Consider the following 26,539-nt stretch of genomic DNA (forward strand, 5'->3'; position numbering starts at 1 on the left):
TCCCGTTTTTCCGCTCACAGATTACAACATCTGAAATCTGTCAGCTGAACTCCGTCGGCGATGCGTCAGCGGTTGGTGAACTCCGGCGGGCGCTTCTCGGCGAAGGCCGCCATGCCCTCCTTCTGGTCCGCGGTGGCGAAGGCGGCGTGGAAGAGCCGGCGCTCGAAGCGGACGCCCTCGGCGAGCGTGGTCTCGAAGGCGCGGTTGACGCTCTCCTTCATCATGATCGCCGCGGGGGTGGACATCGCCGCGATGGTCCCGGCGGTGGCCAGCGCCTCGGACAGCAGCTGGTCCGCCGGGACGATCCGGGAGACCAGTCCGGCCCGCTCGGCCTCCTCGGCGCCCATCATCCGGCCGGTCAGGCACAGCTCCATGGCCTTCGCCTTGCCGACCGCCCGGGTCAGCCGCTGCGAGCCGCCGATGCCGGGGATCACCCCGAGCTTGATCTCCGGCTGCCCGAACTTGGCGGTGTCCGCCGCGAGCAGGACGTCGCACAGCATCGCCAGCTCGCAGCCGCCGCCCAGCGCGAACCCGGCCACCGCCGCCACCACCGGCTTGCGCAGGGCACCGAGCCGGTCCCACGGGCCCAGCCAGTCGTCCAGGTAGACGTCGGGGAACCGGTTGCCCTGCATCTCCTTGATGTCGGCGCCGGCCGCGAAGGCCTTCTCCGAGCCGGTGATCACCAGACAGCCGATCTCCGGGTCCCGGTCGAAGGCCGTCGCGGCGGCGACGACCTCGTTCATGAGCTGGGTGTTGAGCGCGTTGAGCGCCTTGGGCCGGTTGAGCGTGATCAGCCCCACCCGGCCCTTGCGCTCGACCAGGATCGTCTCGTAGGTCTCGGTCTCGGTCATCGCCGTCGACTCCCATTTCCGCTGCTCGGCGCCCGTGGGCGCGCCCTGACCACCCAACGATCTACGACGCGCCCCGCCTCGCGCCAGTCTTGGTATGCGAGACGCCGGTCACCAGCCGGTGGAGGGGCGGGCGCCGCGCCGGTCAGAAGCGGACGCCGTAGCGCTCCGCCGCCCGCCGTACGGTCTCCGGCCCGACCTCGCCCCGGCGGGCCAGTGCGGCCAGCGCGGCGACCGTCACCGACTCGGCGTCCACCCCGAAGTGCCGTCGGGCCGCCGCCCGGCTGTCCGAGAGGCCGAAACCGTCGGTGCCCAGCGAGGTCCAGTCCTGCTCCACCCACGGACGGATCTGGTCCGGCACCGCGCGCATCCAGTCGCTGACCGCCAGCACCGGCCCGGGGGCCCCGGCCAGCGCCCGGGTCACGTACGGGACGCGGGCCGCCGTTCCGGCCCCGGCCGCCGCCTGCGCCAGGTTGGCCGCGTCGCACTCCAGCGCCTCGCGGCGCAGCTCCGTCCAGGAGGGCGCGGACCAGACGTCGGCCGCGACGCCCCACTCCTCGCCGAGCAGTCGCTGGGCCGTCAGGGCCCAGCGCACGGCGGTGCCGGAGGCGAGCAGCTGGATCCGCGGCGCTTCTGCGGGCCGGTCGGCGGGCGGGACGAGCGGTCGGACGGGCGGTTGGGCGGGCGGCTGGGCGGTGGTCAGGGCCGAGGCGTCCGCCGCGCGGTAGCGGTAGAGGCCGCGCAGGATGCCCTCCACGACGTCCTCGCCGTCCGGCATCGCGGGCTGCACCAGCGGCTCGTTGTAGACGGTGAGGTAGTAGAACACGTCCTCGCCGTGGGGGTGCCGCTCGCTGCCGCCGTACATCCGGCGCAGTCCCTCGCGGACGATCGCGGCCACCTCGTAGCCGAACGCGGGGTCGTAGCAGAGCGCGGCCGGGTTGGTGGAGGCGATCAACTGGGAGTGTCCGTCGGCGTGTTGGAGGCCCTCGCCGGTCATCGTGGTGCGGCCGGCGGTGGCGCCGATCAGGAAGCCCCGACCCAACTGGTCGGCCAGCGCCCACATCTGGTCGGCGGTGCGCTGCCAGCCGAACATCGAGTAGAAGATGTAGAACGGGACGACGGGCTCGCCGTGGGTCGCGTACGCGGTCGCGGCGGCGGTCAGCGAGGCCATCGAACCGGCCTCGGTGATGCCCTCGTTGAGGATCTGGCCGGTCGCCGATTCCTTGTAATGGAGTAGCTGGTCGCGGTCGACCGGGTCGTAGGTCTGTCCGAGCGGGGAGTAGATTCCGGCGGTCGGGAAGAGTGACTCCATGCCGAAGGTGCGGGCCTCGTCCGGGACGATCGGCACCCAGCGGTGGCCGGTCGCCTTGTCCCGCATCAGGTCCTTGACGAGCCGGATGAACGCCATGGTGGTGGCGATCTCCTGGCTGCCGGAGCCCTTGAACTGGGTCTCGAAGGGCTTCGCGGGAGCGGTGGGCAGCGGGGTGAAGCGCACCCGCCGGGCGGGTACGGGACCGCCCAGTGCGGCGCGGCGCTCGCGCAGGTACCGGGCCTCCGGGGAGTCCGGTCCGGGGTGCGCGTACGGGGGCAGGGCTTCGTTCAAGGCGGCGTCCGGGATGGGGAGTTCGAGCAGGTCGCGCATGGCCCGGAACTCGGCGCCGGAGAGCTTCTTCATCTGGTGGTTGGCGTTGCGGGACTCGAAGCCGGGGCCGAGGGTCCAGCCCTTGACGGTCTGCACCAGTACCACTGTGGGCGCGCCCCGGTGTCCGAGCGCGGCGCGGTAGGCCGCGTATACTTTGCGCGGTTCGTGGCCGCCCCGGGAGGTGGCGACGGTTCCGATCAGCCGCTGGTCGTCCAAGGTGTCGGCGAGCGAACGCAGTTCGGGCGAGCCGCGGAAGAGGTGCTCGCGGACGTACCCGGCGTCCGAGGCGGCGTAGGTCTGGAACTGGCCGTCCGGCACCTCGCCGAGCCGGCGGACGAGCGCGCCCGTGGTGTCCCGGGCCAGCAGGTCGTCCCAGGCCTCACCCCACAGCGACTTGACGACGTTCCAGCCGGCCGCGCGGAACCGGCGCTCCAGTTCCTGCACGATCTTGCCGTTGCCGCGCACCGGACCGTCGAGCCGCTGCAGGTTGCAGTTGACGACGAAGGTGAGGTTGTCCAGGTTCTCCCGGGCGGCCAGGGCGAGCGCGGCGGTGGCCTCGGGCTCGTCCATCTCGCCGTCGCCGAGGAAGGCCCAGACGTGCGAGCCGGAGGTGTCCTTGATCCCGCGGGCGGTCAAGTACCGGTTGAACCGGGCCTGGTGGATCGCCGAGAGCGGGCCGAGGCCCATCGAGACGGTCGGGAACTCCCAGAACCAGGGCAGCCGGCGAGGGTGCGGGTAGGAGGGCAGGCCGTCGCCGCCGACCTCCTGGCGGAAGCGGTCCAGCTGGGCTTCGGAGATCCGGCCCTCCAGGAACGCGCGGGCGTAGACGCCGGGGGCGGCGTGGCCCTGCACGTACAGCTGGTCGCCGGATCCGTCGGCCTCCTTGCCGCGGAAGAAGTGCTGGAAGCCGACCTCGTACAGCCAGGCGGCGGAGGCGTAGGTGGCCATGTGGCCGCCCAGGCCGCCGCGGTGGTTGCCCCTGGTCACCATGGCGGCGGCGTTCCAGCGGTTCCAGGCGGTGATTCGGCGTTCCATCTCCTCGTCGCCGGGGAAGTCCGGTTCGGCGGCGGTGGGGATGGTGTTGACGTACGGGGTGTCCAGCAGCGGCGGGACGTCGAGCCGCTGCAGCTCGGCGTGCTCGACGAGGCGGCGCAGCAGGTGGGCGGCGCGGTTCGGACCGCTGAAGTCGCGGGCGGCGTCGAGGGACGCGCGCCACTCCGCGATCTCCTCGGGGTCGTGGTCGGGAAGCTGGTCGAGCTGGGACACGGGTGGTTCCCCTTTACGGTGCGCTTCAGGGTGCTGATTCCGTGATGCGGAATAGCATTCCTCTCCATGGAACTAAGGGGACCGTAGGGAGCGGGCTGGAGGTGCGTCAACTGCTACTGGTGGGTAATTTGAGCGATGATCGATCATCCTTGTGCGAACTTGAATGAGGTGCGGGGAGGAAGCCCCCGGAGGCCGGGTGGTTCAGTCGGAGTGCCGGGCGTACTCCAGGACGTGCTCGGCCAGCAGCCTGCCGACCTCCGGGTCCTGCCGCCGGAAGGCCTCGATCAGCGGCCCGTGGTCGGCGGCGTTGTCGTGCAGCTCCGGCCGGACCCGGTGCAGCGACAGCACCGTCCACACCTCGACCCCCAGGCCCTCCCAGGTCCGCAGCAGCGTGCCGTTGCCGGAGGCGGCCACGATCTCGCGGTGGAAGGCCACCCCGTGCCGGGCCTGGCCGAGGGCGTCGCCGGCCGCCGCGGCCGCCGCCATCCGCTCGGCGTGCCGCTCCAGGCCGGTGGTGTCCCCGGCCAGCCGGACCACCGCCGACTCGGCGGCCAGCCGCTCCAGGGAAGCGCGCACCTGGTAGACCTCGCGCAGCTCGGACGGGCCGATCTCGCGCACCCGCACGCCCCGGTTGGGTTCGGCGTCGAGCAGCCCGAGCGTCCGCAGCGCGTGCAGCGCCTCGCGGACCGGCGCCTGGCTGACGTTCAACTCGGCGGCCAGGCGCCGCTCGACGATCCGGTCCCCGGGTTGCCAGCGGCCGTTCAGCAGGCCCTCCAGGAGCAGCCCGCGCACCTGCTCGCCGAGCGGCACCCGGGACAGCGGATCGGTGTCCCCGGCCGGGGACGGCTGCGGGACCGGGTGGTTCATGGCGGACTCCAGGTGTGCCGGTGGAGGGTGGGGAGGGGCCGGGGGCGTCGGACCCGGCAAGACCTGTGCGGCGCGCCCAGGGCGTGTCCTGCGGGTCTTCGCCGGGTCCGACAAGATCCACAAGACACGCCCTAGGCCAGGCCCAGCTCGTCGTCCCCGCGCGGGGCGAGGAAGCGGGCGACGTCCGCGTCCGTCACCTCGGCGAGCGTGCCGGGCTTCCAGCGGGGCGCGCGGTCTTTGTCGATCACCTGTGCGCGGATGCCCTCGACCATGTCGTGGCTCTCCAGCGCGGCGCAGGCGATCCGGTACTCCTGGTCGAGCACGGCTTCCAGCGAGGGCAGCGTACGGGCGCGGCGGAGCGCGGCCAGGGTGGTCTTCACGGCGGTGGGGGAGTTCGCCAGGACGGCCTCGGCGGCCTCCTTCGCCTCCGGCACACCGGAGTTCAGCAAGCGGTCGACGATCTCCTCGGCGGTGTCGGCCGCGTAGCAGGCGTCGATCCAGGCGCGGTCGGCGGCCAGTGCGGCGGGCGGCGCGGGTTCGGCGTGCGCGGCGACGACGGCGGCGACTTCGGCGGTGGTGACCCCGGCGGCGGCGGTCGCGGCGGTGCTCCGGCTCAGCGCGTCGAGCAGGTCCGGCAGGCGAGGCGAGGGCACGAAGTGGTCCGCGAACCCGCACAGCAGGGCGTCGCCCGGCCCCATCGAGGCCGCGGTGAGCCCGAGGTGGGTGCCCAACTCGCCCGGGGCCAGGGCCAGCAGCCGGCTGCCGCCGACGTCCGGGGCGATGCCGATCCGGGTCTCGGGCATCGCGACGGTGGAGCGCTCGGTGACGATCCGCACCGCGCCGTGGGCGGACACCCCGACGCCGCCGCCCATGGTGATGCCGTCCATCACCGCGACGTACGGCTTCGGGTAGCGGGCGATCAGCGCGTTCAGCCGGTACTCGTCGCGGAAGAACACCCGGGTGCCGGCCCCGCCGGTCATGGCGTCGCCGTGCATCGCGCGGATGTCGCCGCCCGCGCACAGGCCCCGCTCGCCGGCGCCGGTGAGTACCACGGCGCGTATCCGGTCGTCCGACGCCCAGTCCGCGAGGGTGGCGTGGAGGGCGGTGACCATGCCGTGGGTCAGCGAGTTGAGCGCCCGCGGGCGGTTCAGCACGAGCCGTCCGACCCCGCCGTCCAGGAACGCCCGGACCTCCGCCACCTCTGTGTCCACCGGGTCCGCTCCCGTCCCTCGACGATGTCGACCTGGTTCCTGCCGGAACCCCGGCGTCCACCGTACCGGGGCCGGCGGGGCGTTCCGGTCACCGGGCCGCACCGGCCGGGGCGGGTGCGCGGCAGCGGTTCAGGGCCAGACGCGCAGGGCGAGTTCGGCGGTGCGGGCCAGGTCGGCGACGGTGGCGCCGTCCCGGGCCTGTTGGGACATGCCCTGGAGGACCGTGCCGAAGAAGGCGGCCAGCGCCTTCGGGTCGGCCTCGGGCGGCAGTTCGCCGTCCTGTCGCGCTCGGCGCAGCCGCTCCTCGAAGATCCGCAGGTTCCCGTTGCGCTGGTCGCGCAGCCGCTCCTGGATGCCGGCGTCCTGCGGGGTGACGTTGGTGGCCGCGGAGATCACCAGGCAGCCGGCCGGATGGGAGGGGTCGGCGTAGACGACGGCGGCCTCGCGCAGGATCCGGGCGAAGGCGCCGTACGCGGTGGGCTCCTCCGCCAGCGCGACCGTCGCGAACGCGCCGACGGGGGAGAGGCCGTACTGGCGGACCACCTCCTCGAACAGCGCGCGCTTGTCGCCGAAGGCCGCGTAGAGGCTGCCGGGGCGGATGCCCATGGCGGAGGTGAGGTCGGCGACCGAGGTGGCCTCGTAGCCGAGCTGCCAGAACAGCCGGGTGGCCGCGGCTAGCGCCTCGGCCCGGTCGAAGGCCGGCGGTCGGCCGCGTCGGGGTGCCGGCCCGGGGCCGGTCGTCCCGCTTCCGGATGCCGCGCTCGCCGCGGGGGGTTCTGCCATGTGCCGAATTTTAGAGCACTCACTCAAGAACGGTGTGCTAGCTTCTTTCTTGAGCGACCGCTCAAGAATTACCCGGAGTGCAGCAGGAGGGGGATCGGCCATGGGCGCGAACAGGCTTCAGGGCAGGACGGCGATGGTCACGGGCGGCAGCAGGGGCATCGGACGGGCCATCGCCCGCCGGCTCGGGCGGGACGGCGCCACCGTCGCCGTCGGCTACGCCCGGAACGAGGCGGCGGCGGAGGAAGTGGTGGCGGGCATCCGCGCGGACGGCGGCCGGGCCTTCGCACTGCCCGCCGCGCTGGGGCGGCACGGCGACGCCGTCGCGCTGTGGGAGGCCTTCGACGCGCGGATAGCCGAGCACGCGCCGGCCGGGGGCGTCGACATCATCGTGAACAATGCCGGGATCGGGCGCAGCTCCGACCTGGCCGGTCTGACCGAGGGGGAGTTCGACGAGGTCTTCGCGGTCAACGTCCGCGCGCCATTCTTCGTCGTCAAGCACGGGCTGGAACGGTTGCGCGACGGCGGCCGGATCATCAACGTCTCCAGCGGCCTGGCCCGGCTCGCCATGCCGGAGATCATGGCCTACGGCGCCACCAAGGGGGCGCTGGACACCTTCTCGCTCAACCTCGCCCAGCAGCTCGGACCGCGCGGGATCACCGTCAACTCGGTGGCGCCCGGGATCATCGACACCGACCTCAACGCGGAGTGGCTGCGCGATCCGGAGGCCAGGGCGAAGGCGGCCTCGATCTCGGCGCTCGGCCGGGTCGGGGCGCCGGAGGACATCGCGGACATCGTCGCCTTCATCGCCTCGGACGAGGCGCGGTGGATGACCGGCCGGGTGGTCGATGCCACCGGCGGCTCGGGGCTGTAGCTGTAGGCGGGGCTCGGGGGGCGTCCGCGAGGGGGTGCGGGGCGCGGACGGCGAACAGCCGACAGCTGACAGATGATGAAATCTGTCAGCTGTCGGCTGTCATCTGAAACCCGTGACCTGCTGCTCGTGCCTGTTCTCCGGCGCCTGCGAACCGGTGTCCGCGAACCGGTGTCCGAGGCCTCCCTGGACTCTCAGCCCCGGACGCGCCCCGAGACCTCGCCGAAGCCGACCACGGTGCCGTCCGGTCCGGGCGCGGTGGCGGTGATGACCACCTCGTCGCCGTCCTCCAGGAAGGTCCGGGTCGTCCCGTCCGGGAGCTTCAGCGGCTCCTCCCCGTTCCAGGTCAGCTCGATCAGCGCACCCCGGGTGTCCCGCTCCGGCCCGCTGACCGTCCCCGAGGCGAACAGGTCGCCGGTGCGCAGCGAGGCGCCGTTGACGGTCATGTGGGCCAGCTGCTGCTGCGCCGTCCAGTACATGGTGGCGAACGGCGGCCGGGAGACCGGGTGCCCGTTCAGCCGGACCTCCATCGCCAGGTCCAGGCCCCACGGCTCGCCGCCCCGGTCGTCCAGGTACGCCAGCGGCTCGACGTCGCGCTCCGGCGGCGCGATCCGGGCGTGCTCCAGGGCGTCCAGCGGCACGATCCACGGCGAGACCGAGGTCGCGAAGGACTTGCCGAGGAACGGGCCGAGCGGCACGTACTCCCAGCCCTGGATGTCGCGCGCCGACCAGTCGTTGAGCAGGCAGACGCCGAACACGTGCTCGCGGAAGTCGTCCAGCGGGACCGGCCGGCCGAGTTCGGACGGCGTGCCGACGACGAAGCCGACCTCGGCCTCGATGTCCAGCCGGCGCGACGGTCCGAAGGTCGGCGCGGCGTCGGAGGGTGCCTTGCGCTGCCCGTGCGGGCGCACCACCGGCGTGCCGGAGACCACGACCGTTCCCGCCCGTCCGTGGTAGCCGATCGGCAGGTGCTTCCAGTTGGGGGTGAGCGGCTCGGATCCCGGGCGGAAGATCCGGCCCAGGTTGGTGGCGTGGTGCTCCGAGGCGTAGAAGTCGACGTAGTCGGCGACCTCGAACGGCAGGTGGAGCTCCACCTCGTCGGCCGACAGCAGCGCCGGCGACAGCGCCTCGCGGAAGGACGCGTCGGTGAGCCAGGTGGTGAGGTCCGCCCGGACCTGGGTCCAGACCGGGCGCCCCGCCGCCATCAGCGGGTTGAGCGAGTCCGCCTCCAGCAGTGCCGACGGCGCACCGGCCGCGCGGGCGGCCGCCCCGGCGTCCAGCACGAAGTCCCCGACGCGCACGCCGATCCGGCGCCGCCCGGGCCGGTCGGCGGCGGTGAAGACGCCGTACGGCAGGTTGTGCACGCCGAACGGCGAGTCCTGGGCGCTGGCGAGCCAGCTGCCGGGACGGCTGGGGGTGGTGCTCAACGGTCCTCCTGGTGCAGTGGGCTGGGCGACGACAGCAGGCCGAGCTCGGCCAGGTCACCCAAGGGCTCGGCGATGCTACAGGTGCCGAACGCGGTGAACGAGTTCCGGATCATCACGACCTGACGGTCCGTCAGTGCTCGCGCGGCCTTGGCCAGCACCTCGCCGTCGCGCTCCGCCAGCACCGCCGCCGCGGCGGCGAGGTCGGTCTCCTGTGCGGCCAGCAGCACGTTCAGGAAGCCGTGGTGCTCGAAGCCGGTCTCCGGGTCGGTGTGCCGGACGGCGTTGTGCAGCCCGGCCGTGCACTTGTACGGCAGTCCGCGCCGCGCGCAGCCGACGAGGAAGGCGGCCAGCTCGTCCTCGCTCGGGAACGCCTCGGCGACCAGTCCGCCGGTGCGGAACTTCGCCCGGTAGGGGCTGTCCACCAGGACGTCCAGGGCGGCGTCCAGCCCGTCGCCGCGCAGGAGTTCGCGCGGCAGCTCGACGGCGGCGGGGATGTCCGGCGGCAGCAGCCGGTCCAGTGCGGCCACCGCCTCGGCGGCGTCCCGGGTGGCCAGCTCGACGCCGGCCAGCTCGAACGGCGCGGCGGCGGCGAGCGCCGGGGCGAGCTCGGTGCTGCCCCCCGGCAGCACCAGCCCGACCTTGAGCGGCCGGTCTTCCGCCGCCACCGAGCCGTCCGCCCCCGCCACGCCCCCCGATGTGTCCCCGTGGGACGCGGAAGTGCCCGCGACCGCAGGGGAGTTCGTGACCGCCGCGGCCAGTTCGCCAAGTCGGCCGGCTCCGCAGAGGAGGGGGCCGACCGCCTCGGCGTACCAGGCCGCACGGTGCCTCCGGTGCGCGGGCACCGCGTCGGCGACCGCCAGGTTCCCCGGAGGGAACACCGCGGCGTCGTCGAACAGCCCGCGGAACAGCTCGGGAAACGGACTGGTGACCGGCCCGGTGACCGGCCCGGTGACCGGCTCGGGGGCCGACTCGTGGTCCGGGCCCCCGGAAGGCAGCGCGTTCATCGCCCGGGCCCCCGACCGGCCCAGGTCCAGGCGTAGTTGGCGTCCTCGCTCGCCCGGCCGCCCTCGCCGAGTTCCAGCGGGCGGAAGGTGTCCACCATGACGGCCAGCTCGTCGAAGAACTCCGCGCCGATGCTGCGCTCGTACGCGCCCGGCTGCGGCCCGTGGGTGTGCCCGCCCGGGTGCAGCGAGATCGAGCCCTGGCCGATGCCGGAGCCCTTGCGGGCCGCGTAGTCGCCGCCGCAGTAGAACATGACCTCGTCGCTGTCCACGTTGGCGTGGTAGTACGGCACCGGGATCGAGAGCGGGTGGTAGTCCACCTTGCGCGGAACGAAGTTGCAGATCACGAAGCCGTTGCCCTCGAACACCTGGTGGGCCGGCGGCGGCTGGTGGATCCGGCCGGTGATCGGCTCGAAGTCCTTGACGTTGAAGGCGTACGGGTACAGGCAGCCGTCCCAGCCGACCACGTCGAAGGGGTGGTGCGGCACGGTGTAGCGGGTGCCCGCGACCCCGTTCGGGCCGCGGTGCTTGACCAGCACGTCGGCGTCCCCGGGGGTGTCGACGACCAGCGGGCCGACCGGCCCGCGGAAGTCCCGCTCGCAGTACGGCGCGTGCTCCAGCAGCTGCCCGTACTTGGACAGGTAGCGCTTGACCGGGGCGATGTGGCTGTTCGCCTCGATGCAGTAGGCGCGCAGCGGCTCGTCGCCGTCCGGTACCCAGCGGTGGGTGGTGGCGCGCGGGATGATGACGTAGTCGCCCTGCCCGACCTCGATCGAGCCGAACACCGTCTCGACCGTGCCGGAGCCGGACTCCACGTACACGCACTCGTCGCCGAGCCCGTTGCGGTAGAGCTCGCTGGGGGCCCCGGCGGCGACGTACGAGATCCGCACGTCGCCGTTGCCGAGGACCAGCCTGCGGCTGCCGACGACGTCCGCGGACTTCCAGTCCTGGTCCGCGAACAGCTCGTGCAGCTTGAGGTGACGGGGGAGGAGCGGGTGGTTGGGCACCGTGGACTGGTCCGGCAGCTCCCAGGGCACCGCGTTGACCACGGCCGAGGGGATGCCCCGGTGGTAGAGCAGCGAGGAGTCCGAGGAGAACCCCTCCTCGCCCATCAACTCCTCGTAGTAGAGCCCGCCTTCGGGAGTGCGGTGCTGGGTGTGCCGCTTGGGCGGGATGCTGCCCGTCTGCCGGTAGTACGCCATCTCCGTGGTCCTCCTCGACCGTTCGTCAGAGCTCTCCGACGCTCACAGGTTGCCGCGGCGGTCCTGCTCGCGCTCGATGGACTCGAAGAGCGCCTTGAAGTTGCCCTTGCCGAAGCCGAGCGAACCGTGCCGCTCGATGAACTCGTAGAAGACGGTGGGGCGGTCGCCGATCGGCTTGGTGAAGATCTGCAGCAGGTAGCCGTCCTCGTCGCGGTCGACCAGGATGCCGCGCTTCTTCAGCTCCTCGATCGGCACCCGGACCTTGCCGATCCGCTCGCGCAGCTCCGGGTCGTCGTAGTAGGCGTCCGGGGTGTTGAGGAACTCGACGCCGCGCGACCGCAGCACGTCCACGGTGGTGAGGATGTCGTTGGTGGCGAGCGCCATGTGCTGGCAGCCGGGGCCGGTGTAGAACTCCAGGTACTCGTCGATCTGGGACTTCTTCTTGGCGATGGCCGGCTCGTTGAGCGGGAACTTCACCCGGTGGTTGCCGCTGGCGACGACCTTGGACATCAGCGCGGAGTACTCGGTGGCGATGTCGTCGCCGACGAACTCGGCCATGTTCACGAAGCCCATGACGCGGTTGTAGAACGTCACCCACTCGTCCATCCGGCCCAGCTCGACGTTGCCGACGGCGTGGTCGAGGGCCTGGAACAGGCGCTTGGGCGAGCCCTCAGGGTGGGTGACCCTGCTCTCCGCGACGACGTAGCCCGGCAGGTACGGGCCGTGGTAGCGGGAGCGGTCGATCAGGGTGTGGCGGGTCTCGCCGTAGGTGGCGATGGCCGCGCGCCGCACGGTGCCGTTCTCGTCCGAGACGTCGTTCGGCTCCTCCAGCACGGTGGCGCCGGTCGCGCGGGCGTGCTCGATGCACTTGTCGACGTCCGGGACCTCCAGGGCGAGGTCCACGACACCGTCGCCGTGGCGGCGGTGGTGGTCCAGCAGCGGGCTGTCCGGCAGGACGCCGCCCTTGATCACGAAGCGGCAGGAGCCGGAGCGCAGCACGTACGCCTTGCGGTCCCGACGGCCGGTCTCCGGGCCGGAGTAGGCGACCAGCTCCATGCCGAAGACGACCTGGTAGAACTGGGCCGTCTGAGTGGCGTTGCCGACCACGAAGACGACCGCGTCCTGGGCCGTCACCGGGAACGGGTCGGCGGCCGCGTCGTGTTCGACGAGGCCGACGAGGCGGCGCAGCTGGTCGGCGTCAAGACCGGCCTCGCGCTCCTCGGGGGTCAACTCAAGGGCGTGGGACTGCGGGGTCATCGCTCGTTCCTCCACTTCGGGCCTCGTCGTCGAGGCATCCGCTGGGCCGCGACCGCACCGCGAACGGGTGGGCGGTGTGGTTGCGGAGAGCTTGCTACTGTCGGAGTGGTTGGGCAACAGGTCGGATTTTGACTGCTCAATGTGTACAAGCTGATCAGAAATTCCCGTCGGCGGCTGCGCAAAATGCGCTGCTGACCGGGGGTGATGCGCGAAGTCTGCGCAATGGGACGGTCACGTACTTCCGGGACCGGCGGGGTGCGGGAGGCGGCGGAGGAACCAGTCCGAGGCCAGCTCGGCGACCCGGTCCAAGGTCCCCGGCTCCTCGAACAGGTGGCTCGCGTGCGGTACCACCGCGAGCTCGGTCGCGCAGCGCAGCCGGCTCCGGGCCTGCCGGTTGAGGTCGAGCACAGCGGGGTCCAGGGAGCCGACGACGAACAGCGTCGGGGCGCGGACGCGGGCCAGGGCGTCGGGCGCGGCGAGGTCCGGGCGGCCGCCCCGGGAGACCACGGCGCGCACCGCCGGGCCCAGTTCGGCCGCGGTGTGCAGCGCGGCAGCGGCGCCGGTGCTGGCGCCGAACAGGCCGAGCGGCAGGCCCCCGGTTTCGGGCACGGTGGCGTCCCCCGCGCCGTCCCCGATCAGCTCGCGGGCGACGGCCGTCAGCCGCCCGCCCAGCAGCGGCACGTCGAAGACATTCCGCCGGTCGGGCTCCTCGTCCTCGGTGAGGAGGTCGAAGAGCAGCGTGGCCAGCCCGGTGCGGTTCAGGTACTCGGCGACGTACCGGTTGCGCGGGCTGTGCCGGCCGCTGCCGCTGCCGTGCGCGAAGACGACGACCCCGCGCGCACCGGCCGGCACGGTCAGCCGGCCCGCGAGCCGGACCCCGGCGACGGGCAGCAGCAGCTCGCGGTCGACCCCGGCGGCGGCCGCGGGCGGGGCACTGCCACGGGCCTCGGCCAGCAGCCGCAGCACCTCCTCGTCCCCGGTCTGGGAGAAGTCGGTGTAGAACTCGCCGATCGCGTGGAACGGGGACGGCGTGTCGACGCAGACCAGCTCGTCGGCGACCCCGTCGAGGCGCTCGGTCCAGTCCGCGGGCGCGACCGGCACCGCGAGCACCACCCGGGCCGCCCCGCGCTCCCGGACGATCCGGCAGGCGGCGCGGGCGGTGGAACCGGTGGCGATGCCGTCGTCCACCACGACCACCGTGCGTCCGCGCAGGTCGGCCGGCGGCCGGTCGCCCCGGTAGCGGCGGGCACGGCGGGCCAGCTCGGCGCGTTCGCGCCGTTCCACCTCGGCCAGCTGCCCGTCCGTGACCGAGGCGAACCGGATGACCTGGTCGTTCAGCACCCGGACACCGTCCTCGCCGATGGCCCCCATGCCGAGCTCGGGCTGGTAGGGCACACCGAGCTTGCGGATCACGCAGATGTCCAGCGGTGCGCCGAGCACTGCCGCGACCTCGGCGGCCACCGGCACACCGCCCCTCGGCAGCGCCACGACCACGGCGTCCGGACCGGCCACGTGGCCCAGGCGGGCGGCCAGCCGACGGCCCGCCTCGGTGCGGTCGGCGAAGCGGGTGAAGTGGGTCCCGGTGACGTGCATGACACGGCCTCCGGTTCCACCGTACGTCGTTCCGGCCGGGCGGGGGCGGTCGCGGGCGCGGGCTCCCGAGGTGCGCGCGAAGGGGGCGCGGACCGGCCCCCGACGCGGGCCGCGTCGGGAGCCGGGACCACGGCCGGGATCGGGCCGGGATGGGGCCGGGACGGTGCCGGGGTGAGGTCGGGATCGGGCCGGGAGCCGATCGGGACGAGACCCCCGTGCGACCGGGACCGTGGGCGGCGCACGGTGAATCGCAGGGGCGGGCCCCGGAGCCCGCCCGCGACCGGAAGGAGCGCCCGTCATGTCGGGCACCGTCATCACCGACCTGCGCCGCCGAGGCGCCGTCGACCCCGGACGCCTGCTCGCCGGACCGCTGCGCGGCGTCGGCCTGCAACGGCTCGACCCCGGCCGGCGCACCGAGGTCGCCGCCGACGGCATCGAGCACGCGCTCTACGTCACCGCCGGCTCCGGGCTGGCAGAACTGCCCGAGGACGCCGTGCACCCGGACCACCCGGAGCGTGCCGGCGCCGGCCTGCCGCTGGTCGAGGGCACGGCCATGGTGCTGCCGCTCGGCTCGCGGACCGTCCTGACCGCCGGGACGGCCGGCCTGGAGTACTTCCACGCCGTGCTCACCGTCCCGCCCTCCTCCGAAGCAGGTGACCCCAGGTGATCGTCACCACCGACACCGGCGCCGCCATGGTCGTCATCGGCCCGAACGGCGAACGCGTACGGATCCGCTCCCTCGCCCGGAGCCCGATGCTGGCCAGCGCCTGCGAGGCCTTCGACCACGTTCGGCTGAGCCCCGGCGCCCACCACGTCCTCCCGGGCCGACCCGACACCGAAACCGTCCTCCACGTGCTGCGCGGTGCCGCCGCCGTCGGACAACTCTCCGACGAGCCGGACCACTTGGCCTCCGAAGGAGACCTGCTGCTGGCCCGCCGCGGGCGCACCCTGCACCTCGAAGCCGGGCCGCTCGGCGCGGAACTGCTCTGCCTGGTCCTCGCCGTTCCCCGGCACCCCGCCGGCACCCGGGCCGCCCTGGCCCGGCGCCGCACCGCCCGACACGACCGGCCCTGACCGAGGAGGCCCCTCGTGATTCTCGTCCCCGCCGCCGTCCCCCGCACCGCCCCCGCGTTCCAGCGGCTGATCGACCCCGAGCAGCGGCCCGCCGTCCGCGCCGGACTCGCCGTCGAGGCGCTGCCGCCGGGTGTCCGGGTCGAGCAACTTCCCTACGAATCCGTCGAGTCGGTGACCGTCGTGCTGTCCGGTCGGCTGTTCGCGGCCGGCCGGATCCTCTCCCCGGGCGAGGCGCTGCACCACCGGCCCGGCACCTCCTACCGGCTGACCGCCGTCCGCGGCGCGCCGACCACCGTGCTCACCGTCCGGCCTGTCCCGCTCCGGGCCGCCATCCCATGCCAGCGGTCGGACTCCGGGGCCGGCCCGGGCTGGCGGCAGGTGGAGGTCGGCACGGTACGGCTGGACCCGGCCGGCACCTGCGGACCGTACGCGGACCGGGCCGCCGACGCCTTCCTGGTGGTCCTCTCCGGGGCCGCCGTCTTCCTCGGGGAACTCGGCGAAGTGCCGGTGATCCCCGGCGACCTGATCTACGTCCGGGCGGGGGAACGGTACGGCCTCCGGGCCGGGCGGCGCGGACCGGTCGCCGCCGTGCTGGGCCGCGTCGGGGCACCCGGCGCCGCGCTGGGGCCGGAATGGGACAGCAGGCCCGTGCGCTCGGGGCGGGCCGGTGGCGACGGCTGACAGGTGACAAATGACAGCTGACAGATGTTGAAATCTGTCAGCTGTCATTTGTCGTCCGCCTGCTGCCACCTGTCGACTGCCGCCCGCCGGGCAGCGGCTCGCGGCCGGTTGTCGCTGGTCATCCGCTGGTCATCCGCCGGTCGCGGACGGTCGACACGCGGAGGGCTCCACGACCTCGTCACGGAAAGTCACGCCACCACCGCTGATAGTGTCGGCCGGGTGGATGAAGAACAGCCGGTGGCGCCCGCTGACCCGGGCGACGACCCGACCGTCCGTGTGCTGATCGTCGATGACCACCCCCTCTTCCGGGAGGGGCTCAAGGCCGCGCTGGAGAGCGCCGAGGGCGTCCTGGTGGTCGCCGAGGCGGAGCGGGTCGCCGATGTTCCGGAGGCGGTCGCCCGGTCCCGCCCGACCGTGGTGATCATGGACCTGTCGCTGCCCGACGGCTCCGGGCTGGAGGCCGTCCGGGAGCTCGCCACCCGGGAGTCGCCGCCGCCGGTGCTGATGCTGACCATGTCCGACGACGACGGGAACCTGCTCGCCGCCCTCCAGGCCGGGGCGCGCGGCTACCTGGTCAAGGGCGCCGGGCGGGAGGAGGTGCTGCACGCGGTGCGGACGGTCGCGGCGGGTGGCGCGGTGTTCGGCGGCGAGGTGGCCGGGCGGATCACCGCCCTGTTGGCCGGGGCGAGGATGCGCGAGGCGGGGCAGCTCTTCCCCGAACTCACCGCCCGCGAGGCCGAGGTACTGGACCTGGTCGCGCGCGGGCTGGACAACCGGCGGATCGCCCGGGAGCTGGTGGTCGCGGAGAAGACCGTCCGCAACCACATCACCCACATCTTCGAGAAGCTGCACGTCGCCACGCGCGCCGAGGCGGTCGCCCGGGCCCGCGACATGGGCCTCGGCGACGGCCGGACCTCCCGGGAGAGGTGAACCGGGGGTGCCGGCCCGCCGACCGGCACCCCCGGAGTCCTGCGCTCGGCCCTACGGCTGCATCTCGTACGCGCCGGAGAGCGCCTCGACCTGCGCCCACACCCGCGCGTCCCGCGCCGGGTCGGCGACCGGGCGGCGCACGTTCGCGAGCGCCCAGGCGGCCTGCTCCTCGGTGGCCGAGGCCTTGCCGTGCAGCTCGGTGGCGTGCGCGGAGAAGTCGCGGACCAGCGCGTCGAAGAGCCGGTCCAGCACGTCGCCGCCGTGCTTGGAGGCGGTCAGGCCGGTCAGCTCGGCCTGTTCCAGGACCAGCTGGCCGTAGACGATCAGCGCGAAGAGCTGGCCGATCTCCAGCAGGAAGTCCAGGTCCGCCTGCTGCTCCTTGCTCGGCGCGTTCTCGAGCAGCAACGCGCAGAAGCCGTCGGCCTGTTCGCGGAAGCGGGCGACGTTGGGCAGGGCGGCGTGACGGTCGTAGGCGGCCCGCCAGTCGTGGAAGCGGATCGCGCCGAGGCCGCGGGCCGGGCCCTGCCGGAACAGGAAGGCGTCGTCGGCGGCGTCCAGGCGGGTCGGCACCGGGGCGTAGTCGGCCGGGGCGAACAGGTAGTTGCCCATGAACTTGAGGATCAGCGCCAGGTTGACGTGGACGGTGCCCTCCAGCTTCGGCAGGCCGCGGATGTCCTTCGCGGCCTTGTCGAAGTAGGTGTCCGCCTCGAAGCCCTTGGCCGCGATGACGTCCCACATCAGGTCGATGACCTTCTCGCCCTCGGTGGTGACCTTCATCTTGGTCATCGGGTTGAACAGCAGGTAGCGGCGGTCCTCGGGGGAGGCGGTGCGGAAGTAGTCCACGGCCCGCGCGCTGAACAGCTTCATCGCGACCAGGCGGACGTACGCGTCGGTCAACTCCCGCTTGACGTGCGGGAAGTCGGTGACGTGCTTGCCGTACAGCACCCGGTTGTGGGCGTGCGTGACGGCCTCGTACATCGCGTGCTCGCAGATGCCGATCGAGGCGGTGCAGAGGTTGAACTTGCCGACGTTGACGGTGTTGAGAGCGGCGTCGAAGGCGGCCTGGCCGGTGTGCAGGACGTCCTCGGCCCGCACCGGGTAGTCCTCGAGGCGGAACTCGCTGACGTACATCTGCGCGTTCACCACGTTCTTGACCAGGTGGTACGCGTCGTGGCGGCTGTCGGCGGCGAAGAAGACGTAGCCCTCCGGGCCCTCGACGTCGGCTCGGCGGCCGAACACCGAGACCAGGCCGGCCACGTTGCCGTTGCCGATGTAGTACTTGGAGCCGGTCGCGGTGAAGCCGCCCTCGCCGTCCGGGGTGAGGATCATGTCGGTGGAGTAGATGTCGGCGCCGTGGGTGCGCTCGGAGAGGCCGAAGGCCATCACGTGGCCTTCCGCGAGCAGCTGGGCGGCGCGGGCGCGGACGGCCTCGTTCTCGCTCTGCCAGACCGGGCCGAGGCCCAGGATGGTGACCTGCCAGGTGTACCAGTAGCCGAGCCCGTAGAAGCCGAGGATCTCGTTCAGCTCGGCGATCCGGGCGGTGTCCCAGCGCTTGTCAGGGTCGGCCGCGGCCGGGGTCAGGAACTCCGCGAACAGGCCCTCCTTCGCGGCGAAGTCCAGGAAGTCCGCGTACCAGCTGCGGTCGATGTAGGTGTCGATCAGGGCCTTCTTGCCGCGGGACTCGAACCAGTCCACCGTCGCGCGCAGCAGTCGGCGGGTCGGCTCGTCGAACTGTGCGGGGTCGTAGCTGCGCGGGTTGAAGAGCATCGAGGGGCTCCCGGGGGTCGAGGGTGTGTGAGGAGGTGCGGGTGGCAGAGGCCTGTGACGGGTGGCAGGGGTCGGGCGACGGACGACAGATGGCAGATAACAGATGACAACTGACAGATTTCAAACTCTGTTAGTTGTCACCAGTCACCAGTCACCAGTCACCAGTCACCCGTCACTCGTCGGTGGTGGGGCGGTGGGGCGACGGGAGGGAGAGGCGGCGCAGGGTGGCGAGCACGTCGTCGAGCCAGGCGATGGTCATCCGCTCGTACTCGATGCCGCCGCGCAGCACCACGTGCTGCAGCTGCTGCCGGGCGTCGAGCTCCGTGGCGTCGGGAAAGTCCCGCTGTTCGCCGTGCAGGTAGCGGGCGAGCAGGGCGGCGTGGCTCTCGCGGTGCCGTTCGACCTCGGAGACCAGCGCGGCCGGGTCGTCGAAGGCGGCGGCCCGGATCTTGACCGCGAGCTCGTGCCGCACGGTCTCCGGCTCGACCGGTTCGCGCAGCCAGGCAGCCAGCGCGGCCCGCCCGGCGTCGGCCGCCGAGTACACCTTCTTGTCCGGACGCCCGTCCTGGACGACCTCCTGCGCGGCCACCCAGCCGTCCGCCTCCATGCGCCGCAGCACCCGGTAGATCTGCTGGTGGGTGGCGGTCCAGAAGCGCCCGATCGAGCGGTCGAAGCGTCGGGCCAGCTCGTAGCCGGAGCCGGGCTGCTCCAGCAGCGAGACGAGGATCGCGTGCTCCAGTGCCATGGCCCGCATCCTGCTATGCAACGAGTTGCATAGGCAATGGCGGCCCGGACGGTTGAGACGGAGGTCACCGCCGTGATCGGATGGTTATCGACCATTGCGGACTATCGGGTGCAAAACGGTAGATAAGCGCCAGAATGGGTACGGGGCAAGCGCCTTACCGGTTCCGACCACAGGAGGTGGTATCGGTGGCAACCCATATCCCGACGACGGGCATGGAGCACCATCCGGACATCGTCGAACTCCGCGAACGCTACGAGCGGGCCACTTCGACCCCGCGTGCTCAGGGCATCGAAGCCCTGGCCGTCCTGGCCGGCCTCTTCCTGGCGGCATCGCCTTGGATCGTCGGCTTCACCGCGTACAACACCCTGACCGTGACCTGCCTGATCGTGGGTCTGGCCTACACGGCCCTGATGGCCGGCTACGGATCGGCCTACGAGCGCACCCACGCGCGGGCCTGGGCGGCCGCGGCGCTCGGTGTCTGGACGATCATCTCCCCGTGGGTCGTCTCCGGGTCCGTCGCGCACGGCAAGAACATCGTGACCTGCCTCATCGTGGGCGCCGTGATGTTCCTGCTCGGACTCGCGGCGATCTCGATGGCGACCATGACCTCGAACGGAGCGTCGATGCGGCGCGGCCGGGCCGGCCGCGCCAAGGGCTGATCTTCCCCGCAGCCCGTGACCGGGGCGCGGAGGGCGCGAACCGCCCGCCGCGCCCCGGCGCGCGTCCTACCCGCTTGGGCGCCCCTAGGGGCGCGTCATCCGCAGCACGTCCAGGGCCTCGTCCAGCTGCTCCGCGGTGAGCCTGCCCTGCTCGACGTAGCCGCGCTCCAGGACCACCTGACGGATCGTCTTGCGTTCCGCCAGCGCCTGCTTGGCGACCTTCGCGGCCTCCTCGTACCCGATGTAGCGGTTCAGCGGGGTCACCACCGAGGGCGAGGACTCCGCGTACTCCCGGGCCCGTTCGACGTTCGCGGTGACGCCGTCCACCGTCCGGTCGGCGAGCAGCCGGGCGCTGTTGGCGAGCAGCCGCACCGACTCCAGCACGTTGCGGGCGATCACCGGGAGCATCACGTTCAGCTCGAAGTTGCCGCTCGCTCCCGCCAGCGTGACCGTCGCGTCGTTGCCCACCACCTGGGCGGCGACCATCAGCACCACCTCGGGCAGCACCGGGTTCACCTTGCCGGGCATGATCGACGAACCGGGCTGGAGGTCCGGCAGGTTGATCTCGCCGAGCCCGGTGCGCGGACCGGAGCCCATCCACCGCAGGTCGTTCGCGATCTTGGTGAACCCGACGGCCACCGTGCGCAGTTGACCGCTCAGCTCGACCAGGGCGTCCCGTGCGCCCTGCGCCTCGAAGTGGTTCCTGGCCTCGGTCAGCGGCAGGTCGGTGGCGCGGGCCACCTCCGCGATGACGGCAGCGGGGAAGCCGGGTGGGGTGTTGATGCCGGTGCCCACCGCCGTCCCGCCGAGCGGGAGTTCGGCCACCCGCGGGAGGGTGGCCAGCAGCCGCTCCCGCCCGTGCCGCACCTGCGCCGCGTAGCCCCCGAACTCCTGGCCGAGCGTGACGGGCGTGGCGTCCATCAGGTGCGTGCGGCCCGACTTGACCACTCCGGCGAACTCGGTGGCCTTGCGCTCCAACGCCTCCGCGAGGTGTTCCAGCGCCGGGACGAGGTCGTGGGTGACCGCGGCCGTCGCGGCGATGTGGATCGAGGACGGGAAGACGTCATTGGACGACTGGCTGGCGTTGACGTGGTCGTTCGGGTGGACCGGCCGGCCCAGCCGCTCCCCGGCCAGGGTGGCGATCACCTCGTTGGTGTTCATGTTGGACGAGGTGCCCGATCCGGTCTGGAACACGTCCACCGGGAACTGGTCGTCCCAACGCCCCTCCGCGACCTCCTCGGCCGCCGACGAGATCGCCTCCGCCGTCTCCTCGTCCAGCACCCCGAGCCGGGCGTTCACCCGGGCCGCGGCGGCCTTGATCCGGGCCAGTGCGGCGATGTGCGCCCGCTCCAGCCGCTGGCCGGACACCGGGAAGTTCTCCACCGCCCGCTGCGTCTGCGCCTGCCACTTGGCGTCGGCCGGAACCCGGACCTCGCCCATCGAGTCGTGCTCGATCCGGTACTCCTGCGGCTTCGCCTGCTCGCCACCCATCGCGCGCTGCACCTCCTGTACGGGCCCGAACGGCCCGGAACGGATCTTCGCTCACCACAGCCGCGCGCGGGGCCCGGGTATTTCCGATCGGTGGATCCGGTTCCCGGCCCGCCGGCTACCGGCGGGGCAGCTCGGCGCGGACCAGCTCGCCCGGGGCGGTACCGGCCTGGGCGACGAGGCCGCCGCCCGGGGCCCAGACGCCGGAGCCGCCCGAGCTGTCCGGGTACTCGCCCGTGGCCCCGGCACAGGTCGAGAGCACGCACCACACCCCGTGGGCGGCGGCCCGGTCGCGGAAGTGGCCGTCCCGGCGCTCGGCCTGGGCGGCGCCGGGCCCGTAGAGGGTGGAGGCGACGTAGGCGTCGATGCCGAGTGCGGCGGTCTCGGCTGCGTGTGCCGGGTCGGCGGCGTCCGCGCAGACCGCGAGGCCCAGCCGCAGACCGTCCAGCTCCAGGACGACGGGCTTCTCGCCGGGAGTGAAGCGCTCGACCTCGGCGCCGTGCAGGCGCATCTTCCGGTAGACGACCTCGGCGCCCTCCCCGGTGACCGCCAGCACGGCGATGGACTCGCGCCCGTCGGCCTCGGCGACCGGCGCCCCGACCAGGGCGACGGCACCGGTCTCCGCGCAGGCCGCCACCAGTGGCGCGAGGCGGGCGTCCGCCGGGTCGACGGCGGGGGCGGCCAGGTCGTAGCCGGTCAGCGACAGCTCGGGGAACACCACCAGCCGGGTGCCCGCCTCCCGCACCGCCGCGGCGTGCAGCGCGACGTTCTCGGACACGGTGTCCGGACGGCCGGCGGCGGCGCAGGCGGGCTGGGCGACGGCGACCGTCAGCGCTCCGGGCGCGGACGGCACGGACGCTACGGCCGACAGCGGCAGCGCGGACGGGGCCGCGGGCGAGGCCAAGGTCACGGACGAGGGCGCGGACGAGGTCGCGGGCGAGGGCACGGCAGGGCCTCCAGCGGGCGGAGCGGGTGGTCGTGATCAACCTATGTGCCCGCCGAGGCCACGGACAACGACAACGGACGACAGGGCCTCGGCGGGCAGCACGGCAGGTGGGGGACTCCCGGCACCGATGGGGCCGATCTCACTCGAAGGAGTGAGATCCCGGGCGGGCGCTTCAAACTGCCGCGCGCCCCTTCATACGCTCCACTCCAGGTCGGACGATCTCCGGCCGGACCCGGATCGCCACAGCTCGGCCCCGGGGGAGCAGCATGAGGGGGCGGACGGACGGATGACCACAGGACACGGCCCGATGGGCGGACCGGGTGACGGGGCGGCGCCGGAGGGGATGACCCCGATGAGTGCCCCGGTGGACGGGAAGGCCGATGTGGGAGCCGGCGCGAGGGCCGACATCTCAGGCGACTCGAAGGCCCCCGCCGACGCGACGGCGGGCGCGGGCGGCAGCACCCCCGGCGGCCTCACCCGCCGCCGACTGCTGGGTGCGTCGGCGGCCCTCGGCGCCGGGGCCTGGCTGCTGCGCGGCACCGTCGGCCCGGACAGCGCCGAGGCCGCCTCGCCCGTTCCGCCCGGACTGCCCGGCGGCACCGAGCTCTACCAGCGGATCTTCCAGAACTGGTCCGGTGAGATCCGCACCGACCAACTGTGGACCTGCGCGCCCCGCACGCCCGAGGAGGTCCCGGCCCTCGCCGACTGGGCGCACGCCAACGGCTGGCGGCTGCGTGCCTCCGGCTACCGGCACACCTGGGCGCCGCTCACCGTCGCCGCCGGCACCCCGGAGAGCGCCCGGGTCCTGCTCGTGGACACCAGCCGCCACCTCACCGCCATCAGCGCCGACTCGCCCGGCACCGTCCGGGTGCAGACCGGCGCCACCATGGAGGCCCTGCTCGCGCACCTGGCCGACCGGGGCCTCGGCCTGACCGCCGTCCCGGCCCCCGGTGAGCTCACCGTCGGCGGTGTCCTCGCCATCGGCGGCCACGGCACCGCCGTCCCGGCCGTCGGGGAGGCCCGGTCGGAGGGGCACGGCTACGGCTCGGTCAGCAACCAGGTCGTCCGGCTCACCGCCGTCGTCCTCGACCCGGCCACCGGCCGCTACGCGCTGCGCACCTTCGACCGCTCCGAGGCCGACAGCGCCGCCTTCCTGGTGCACCTGGGACGCGCCTTCCTCACCGAGGTGGTGCTGCGGGCCGGAGCCGACCGGCCGCTGCGCTGCGTCAGCCGGCTCGACATCCTGGCGAGCGAGCTCTTCGCCCGCCCGGCCGCCGGTGGCGGCACCGGCGGTGGCGGCACCGGCGGTGGCGGCACCCGTGGCGGCGGCGGGCTCGGCGGAGTCCTCGGGGGAGCGCTGGGCGGCGTCCTCGGCGGCGGGGGAGGCCCGCGCACCCTGGCCGACTTCGTGGACCGCGACGGCCGGGTCGAGGCGATCTGGTTCGCCTACACCGAGTACCCCTGGCTGAAGACCTGGAGCGTCGCCCCGGACAAGCCGCTCGCCTCGCTCTCCGTCGACCACCCCTACAACTACCCCTTCTCGGACAGTCTTCCGGAACCGGTCGCCCGGCTCGCCGGTGAGATCGTCAGCGGCGCGTGGGCCTCGGCCCCGCTGTTCGGCCAACTCCAGTACCTGGTCGCGAAGGTGGGGCTCACCGGGGACATCACGGAGATCCTGCTCTCCGGCGCGCTGCTGCGCCGACTGCTCAGCGGCGAGGCGCTCACCCACCTGCTCGCGGGCGGACTGCGCTCCGACCTCTGGGGCCCCTCGCGCACCCTGCTCCAGTACGTCCGCTCGACCACCCTGCGGGTCACCGCCAACGGCTACGCGATCCTCACCAGGCGCGCTGACCTCCAGTGGGTGGTGAGCGAATTCGCGGCCTACTACCGAGAGTTGCTTGATTCGTATCAGGCTCGGGGTGAGTTCCCGGTGAACGGCGCGGTGGAGATCCGGGTCACCGGACTGGACGACCCGGCCTCCGCCGGCGTCCCCGGCGCCCGGGCCCCGCTGCTGTCCGCGCTGCGCCCGCGGGCCGACCGCCCCGAGTGGGACACGGCGGTCTGGCTGGACGTCCTCGCCTTCCCGGGGACTCCCGGACTGGAGCGCTTCGCCCGGGAGTTGGAGCAGTGGATGCTGCGCGCCTTCGACGGTACCCGGGCGGGCCTGCGGGTCGAGTGGTCCAAGGGTTGGGCCTACACCGACGAGGCCGCCTGGTCCGATCCGGACCTGCTCGGCCGGGTCATCCCCGACAGCCTGCGGGCCGGCGGCGGGCCCGGCTGGGACGAGGCGGTCGCCGTCCTGGACCGCCACGACCCGCACCGGGTGTTCGGGAACCCCTTCCTGGACAGCCTGTTGAAGTGACGGGTGCGCACCTCAGTCGACTGACTCACCATCAGATGTGTTCCATGACGATCACTGCGAGGGTGTCCGGGGCCAGGGCGCGGAACACGTGCGGAGCGTCGCCCGGGTAGCTCACGTAGTCGCCCGGGCCCAGTTCCACCGGCGCCTCCGTCGGGCCCACCAGCGCGCGCCCGGCGCCGATCAGCACATGCTCGACGGTGCCGGGCATGTGCGGGTCGGAGGCTCTGGTCTCGCCCGGCTGGGCCTCGATCCGGTAGATGTCGCGCCGGGCGTTGGGCGGGCAGGAGGAGAGCACGGTCGCGGCGTAGTCGGCGCGTTCGGAGTGGGTCACCGGGCCCTCGCCGACCCGGATCACCTTGACCACCGGGCGCGGCGGGTCGACCAGGCGGCTGAACGGCACGTTCAGCGCGACCCCGAGCGCCCAGAGCGTCTCGACGCTGGGGTTGCCCGCACCGGACTCCAACTGGGAGAGCGTGGACTTGGCGATGCCCGCGCGCCGGGCCAGCTCGGCCATCGACAGGCCGCTGCGCTCGCGTTCGCGCCGGATCGAAGCGGCGATCTGGCCGATCAGCTCGGTGCCAGTGCCGGTGCTGGTGCCGGTGCCGGTGCTGCCGCTGGCGCTGGCGCCGGTGTCGCCGGCGTCGGTGTCGCCGGCGTCGGTGTCGGGGCCGGCCGAGTCGCCTGGGGCGGTCGAGCCACCGGGTGCGCCGGGGCTCGTGGTCGGGGTGCTCTGGTCACTCATGCTCGCCACTCACGCTTCCTCCTGGCCGCTTCCATGGCTCCCGGTGCGGCTGATGCCGCCGTTCATGCTGTCACGGTCGATCGAGTGGGCAATCGTTCGCTTGATCGGTCCAGTCGTTCGGCTTGACGAACGAGCCCGAATCGGTTCACTCTGATGAACATGCGTTCGCTATTCCGAACACTGGAGCGGGCGACGCTCCGGGACATCGCTCTGGTCTGCGTGGCCGACGCGCTCGTCGGCGCCTCCTTCGGCGCGATCAGCGTCTCCGGTGGGCTGCCCCTCTGGGTGCCGATCGCCCTCTCCGTCCTGGTGTTCGCCGGCGGCTCCCAGTTCGCGGCGGTCGGCGTCGTGCTCTCGGGCGGCGGCGCCCTCGCCGCGGTCGCCACCGGACTGGTGCTCAACGCCCGGTTGCTGCCCTTCGGCTTCACCGTGGCCGACGTGCTCGACGGCCCCTGGTGGCGCCGGCTCCTGGGCGCGCAACTGCTCACCGACGAGACCGCCGCCTTCGCCCTGCAGCAGAACGAGCCGCGTCGGCGCCGGGCCGTGTACTGGCTCTGCGGGACCGCGCTGTTCGTGATCTGGAACGTCTCGGTGGTGCTCGGCGCGCTCGCGGGCGGGCTGATCGGCGACACGGACGCGCTCGGCCTGGACGCGGCGTTCCCCGCGGTGCTGCTCGCACTCGTCCTGCCCTCGCTCGCGGACCGCCGTACCCGGACGGCGGCGCTGGCGGGCGCGGTGGTCGCGGTGGCGGCGACACCGTTCGTGCCGGCCGGCCTGCCGGTGCTGCTGGCCCTGGTCGGGCTGCTGTTCGCCGGGCGTCCGGTGGTGGGGGAAGCGGCGGTGGTCCGGAGCTCGGCGGACGGGGAGCGCGCGGTGAACGGGGAGAAGGAGGCGGTCCGATGATGCCGCTGTACGCGGTCCTGCTGCTGGCGGCCGGGACGTACGCATTCCGGCTCGCCGGTCCGCTGTTCGCCGGCCGGTTCGCCCTCTCGGAACGGCTTCGGCACCTGCTCGCCGTCGCTGCGGCGGTGCTGCTGGTGGCCCTGATCGCCACCGGCGCGCTCACCCAGGGACACGGCTTCGCGGGATGGGCCCGTCCGGCGGGCGTCCTGGTCGCCGGCTTGCTCGCGCTGCGCCGGGTGCCGTTCCCCGTGGTCGTCGCCGCGGGGGCGGGGGCGGC

24 protein-coding genes are annotated in these 26,539 nt (G+C 73.1%); 9 read left to right on the plus strand and 15 right to left on the minus strand.

Annotated features, from left to right (window positions below; genetic code table 11):
* Positions 1–65 precede the first annotated feature (65 nt).
* The 5 genes from ACWD4P_RS32270 to ACWD4P_RS32290 all read right to left on the minus strand — a co-directional run bounded on the left by ACWD4P_RS32270 (position 66) and on the right by ACWD4P_RS32290 (position 6,617).
* Entirely contained in the window at positions 66–851 is a 786-nt protein-coding gene (locus ACWD4P_RS32270; RefSeq protein WP_359822529.1) for an enoyl-CoA hydratase, read from the minus strand.
* A gap of 142 nt (positions 852–993) precedes the next feature.
* Positions 994–3,756 (minus strand): pyruvate dehydrogenase (acetyl-transferring), homodimeric type, encoded by a 2,763-nt coding sequence (gene aceE / locus ACWD4P_RS32275; RefSeq protein ID WP_449782092.1) that lies wholly within the window; start codon positions 3,754–3,756, stop codon positions 994–996.
* A 201-nt stretch (positions 3,757–3,957) separates the two neighbouring features.
* Positions 3,958–4,623 carry a GntR family transcriptional regulator gene (locus ACWD4P_RS32280; RefSeq protein ID WP_449782093.1) on the minus strand — a complete coding sequence of 222 codons (666 nt, stop codon included), beginning with the start codon at positions 4,621–4,623 and terminating at the stop codon, positions 3,958–3,960.
* Between the two features lie 131 nt (positions 4,624–4,754).
* Positions 4,755–5,834, minus strand: coding sequence for an enoyl-CoA hydratase/isomerase family protein (locus tag ACWD4P_RS32285; protein ID WP_449782094.1), 1,080 nt, complete (start codon positions 5,832–5,834; stop codon positions 4,755–4,757).
* A 129-nt stretch (positions 5,835–5,963) separates the two neighbouring features.
* Positions 5,964–6,617: a TetR/AcrR family transcriptional regulator gene (locus ACWD4P_RS32290; protein ID WP_449782095.1), complete on the minus strand. Its 654-nt coding sequence runs from the start codon at positions 6,615–6,617 to the stop codon at positions 5,964–5,966.
* Positions 6,618–6,717: 100 nt separating this feature from the next.
* Here ACWD4P_RS32290 and ACWD4P_RS32295 point away from each other — a divergent pair, with 100 nt between their 5' ends.
* Entirely contained in the window at positions 6,718–7,488 is a 771-nt protein-coding gene (locus tag ACWD4P_RS32295) for an SDR family oxidoreductase (RefSeq protein ID WP_449782096.1), read from the plus strand.
* Between the two features lie 191 nt (positions 7,489–7,679).
* On the opposite strand, the gene fahA is transcribed toward ACWD4P_RS32295, so the two are convergent.
* The 5 genes from fahA to ACWD4P_RS32320 all read right to left on the minus strand — a co-directional run bounded on the left by fahA (position 7,680) and on the right by ACWD4P_RS32320 (position 13,965).
* Positions 7,680–8,912, minus strand: coding sequence for a fumarylacetoacetase (gene fahA, locus ACWD4P_RS32300; protein ID WP_449782097.1), 1,233 nt, complete (start codon positions 8,910–8,912; stop codon positions 7,680–7,682).
* The gene (locus ACWD4P_RS32305; protein ID WP_449782098.1) at positions 8,909–9,916 is read right to left on the minus strand and encodes a hypothetical protein; all 1,008 of its coding nucleotides are present in this window, start codon (positions 9,914–9,916) and stop codon (positions 8,909–8,911) included. The genes fahA and ACWD4P_RS32305 overlap by 4 nt, the downstream gene beginning before the upstream one ends.
* A complete protein-coding gene (locus ACWD4P_RS32310; RefSeq protein ID WP_449782099.1) occupies positions 9,913–11,115 on the minus strand; it encodes a cupin domain-containing protein in 1,203 nt (400 codons plus the stop codon). The genes ACWD4P_RS32305 and ACWD4P_RS32310 overlap by 4 nt, the downstream gene beginning before the upstream one ends.
* A 42-nt stretch (positions 11,116–11,157) precedes the next feature.
* Entirely contained in the window at positions 11,158–12,372 is a 1,215-nt protein-coding gene (gene hppD / locus ACWD4P_RS32315; RefSeq protein WP_359822509.1) for a 4-hydroxyphenylpyruvate dioxygenase, read from the minus strand.
* A gap of 231 nt (positions 12,373–12,603) precedes the next feature.
* On the minus strand, positions 12,604–13,965 hold the full coding sequence (locus tag ACWD4P_RS32320; protein ID WP_449782100.1) for a phosphoribosyltransferase family protein: 1,362 nt from the start codon (positions 13,963–13,965) through the stop codon (positions 12,604–12,606).
* Positions 13,966–14,263: 298 nt separating this feature from the next.
* Here ACWD4P_RS32320 and ACWD4P_RS32325 point away from each other — a divergent pair, with 298 nt between their 5' ends.
* From ACWD4P_RS32325 to ACWD4P_RS32340, 4 genes are all read left to right on the plus strand, one after another.
* Entirely contained in the window at positions 14,264–14,632 is a 369-nt protein-coding gene (locus ACWD4P_RS32325) for a hypothetical protein (RefSeq protein WP_449782101.1), read from the plus strand.
* Positions 14,629–15,039, plus strand: coding sequence for a hypothetical protein (locus ACWD4P_RS32330; RefSeq protein ID WP_449782102.1), 411 nt, complete (start codon positions 14,629–14,631; stop codon positions 15,037–15,039). Before ACWD4P_RS32325 ends, ACWD4P_RS32330 begins: the two co-directional genes overlap by 4 nt.
* A gap of 15 nt (positions 15,040–15,054) precedes the next feature.
* Positions 15,055–15,720 carry a hypothetical protein gene (locus tag ACWD4P_RS32335; RefSeq protein WP_449782103.1) on the plus strand — a complete coding sequence of 222 codons (666 nt, stop codon included), beginning with the start codon at positions 15,055–15,057 and terminating at the stop codon, positions 15,718–15,720.
* 219 nt (positions 15,721–15,939) lie between these two features.
* Complete coding sequence (locus ACWD4P_RS32340; RefSeq protein WP_359827652.1) at positions 15,940–16,650, plus strand: response regulator transcription factor; 711 nt, start codon at positions 15,940–15,942, stop codon at positions 16,648–16,650.
* A 51-nt stretch (positions 16,651–16,701) separates the two neighbouring features.
* Here ACWD4P_RS32340 and ACWD4P_RS32345 read toward each other — a convergent pair whose 3' ends face one another.
* Both ACWD4P_RS32345 and ACWD4P_RS32350 read right to left on the minus strand, forming a co-directional pair.
* Complete coding sequence (locus tag ACWD4P_RS32345; RefSeq protein WP_449782104.1) at positions 16,702–18,417, minus strand: acyl-CoA dehydrogenase family protein; 1,716 nt, start codon at positions 18,415–18,417, stop codon at positions 16,702–16,704.
* Positions 18,418–18,589: 172 nt separating this feature from the next.
* Positions 18,590–19,162, minus strand: a complete 573-nt coding sequence (locus ACWD4P_RS32350; protein WP_449782105.1) for a PadR family transcriptional regulator — start codon at positions 19,160–19,162, stop codon at positions 18,590–18,592.
* Positions 19,163–19,347: 185 nt separating this feature from the next.
* On the opposite strand from ACWD4P_RS32350, the gene ACWD4P_RS32355 reads away from it, so the two are divergent.
* Positions 19,348–19,821, plus strand: a complete 474-nt coding sequence (locus ACWD4P_RS32355) for an SPW repeat protein (RefSeq protein WP_359827657.1) — start codon at positions 19,348–19,350, stop codon at positions 19,819–19,821.
* An 84-nt stretch (positions 19,822–19,905) separates the two neighbouring features.
* Here the strand turns inward: ACWD4P_RS32355 and ACWD4P_RS32360 are convergent, their stop codons facing one another.
* Together ACWD4P_RS32360 and ACWD4P_RS32365 are read right to left on the minus strand one after the other, a co-directional pair.
* Complete coding sequence (locus ACWD4P_RS32360) at positions 19,906–21,312, minus strand: class II fumarate hydratase (protein ID WP_449782106.1); 1,407 nt, start codon at positions 21,310–21,312, stop codon at positions 19,906–19,908.
* 115 nt (positions 21,313–21,427) lie between these two features.
* Positions 21,428–22,255: a carbon-nitrogen hydrolase family protein gene (locus tag ACWD4P_RS32365; RefSeq protein WP_449782107.1), complete on the minus strand. Its 828-nt coding sequence runs from the start codon at positions 22,253–22,255 to the stop codon at positions 21,428–21,430.
* Positions 22,256–22,607: 352 nt separating this feature from the next.
* Here ACWD4P_RS32365 and ACWD4P_RS32370 point away from each other — a divergent pair, with 352 nt between their 5' ends.
* Positions 22,608–24,617, plus strand: coding sequence for a cholesterol oxidase substrate-binding domain-containing protein (locus ACWD4P_RS32370; protein ID WP_449782108.1), 2,010 nt, complete (start codon positions 22,608–22,610; stop codon positions 24,615–24,617).
* Between the two features lie 31 nt (positions 24,618–24,648).
* Here the strand turns inward: ACWD4P_RS32370 and ACWD4P_RS32375 are convergent, their stop codons facing one another.
* The gene (locus ACWD4P_RS32375) at positions 24,649–25,185 is read right to left on the minus strand and encodes a helix-turn-helix domain-containing protein (RefSeq protein WP_449782111.1); all 537 of its coding nucleotides are present in this window, start codon (positions 25,183–25,185) and stop codon (positions 24,649–24,651) included.
* Between the two features lie 333 nt (positions 25,186–25,518).
* Here ACWD4P_RS32375 and ACWD4P_RS32380 point away from each other — a divergent pair, with 333 nt between their 5' ends.
* Together ACWD4P_RS32380 and ACWD4P_RS32385 are read left to right on the plus strand one after the other, a co-directional pair.
* Positions 25,519–26,262 carry an AzlC family ABC transporter permease gene (locus ACWD4P_RS32380; RefSeq protein ID WP_449782109.1) on the plus strand — a complete coding sequence of 248 codons (744 nt, stop codon included), beginning with the start codon at positions 25,519–25,521 and terminating at the stop codon, positions 26,260–26,262.
* Positions 26,262–26,539 (plus strand): AzlD domain-containing protein (locus tag ACWD4P_RS32385; RefSeq protein ID WP_449782110.1); only part of this gene is annotated, 278 nt, incomplete at its 3' end. The genes ACWD4P_RS32380 and ACWD4P_RS32385, both read left to right, overlap by 1 nt.

The organism is Kitasatospora sp. NPDC002543 (assembly GCF_053594915.1).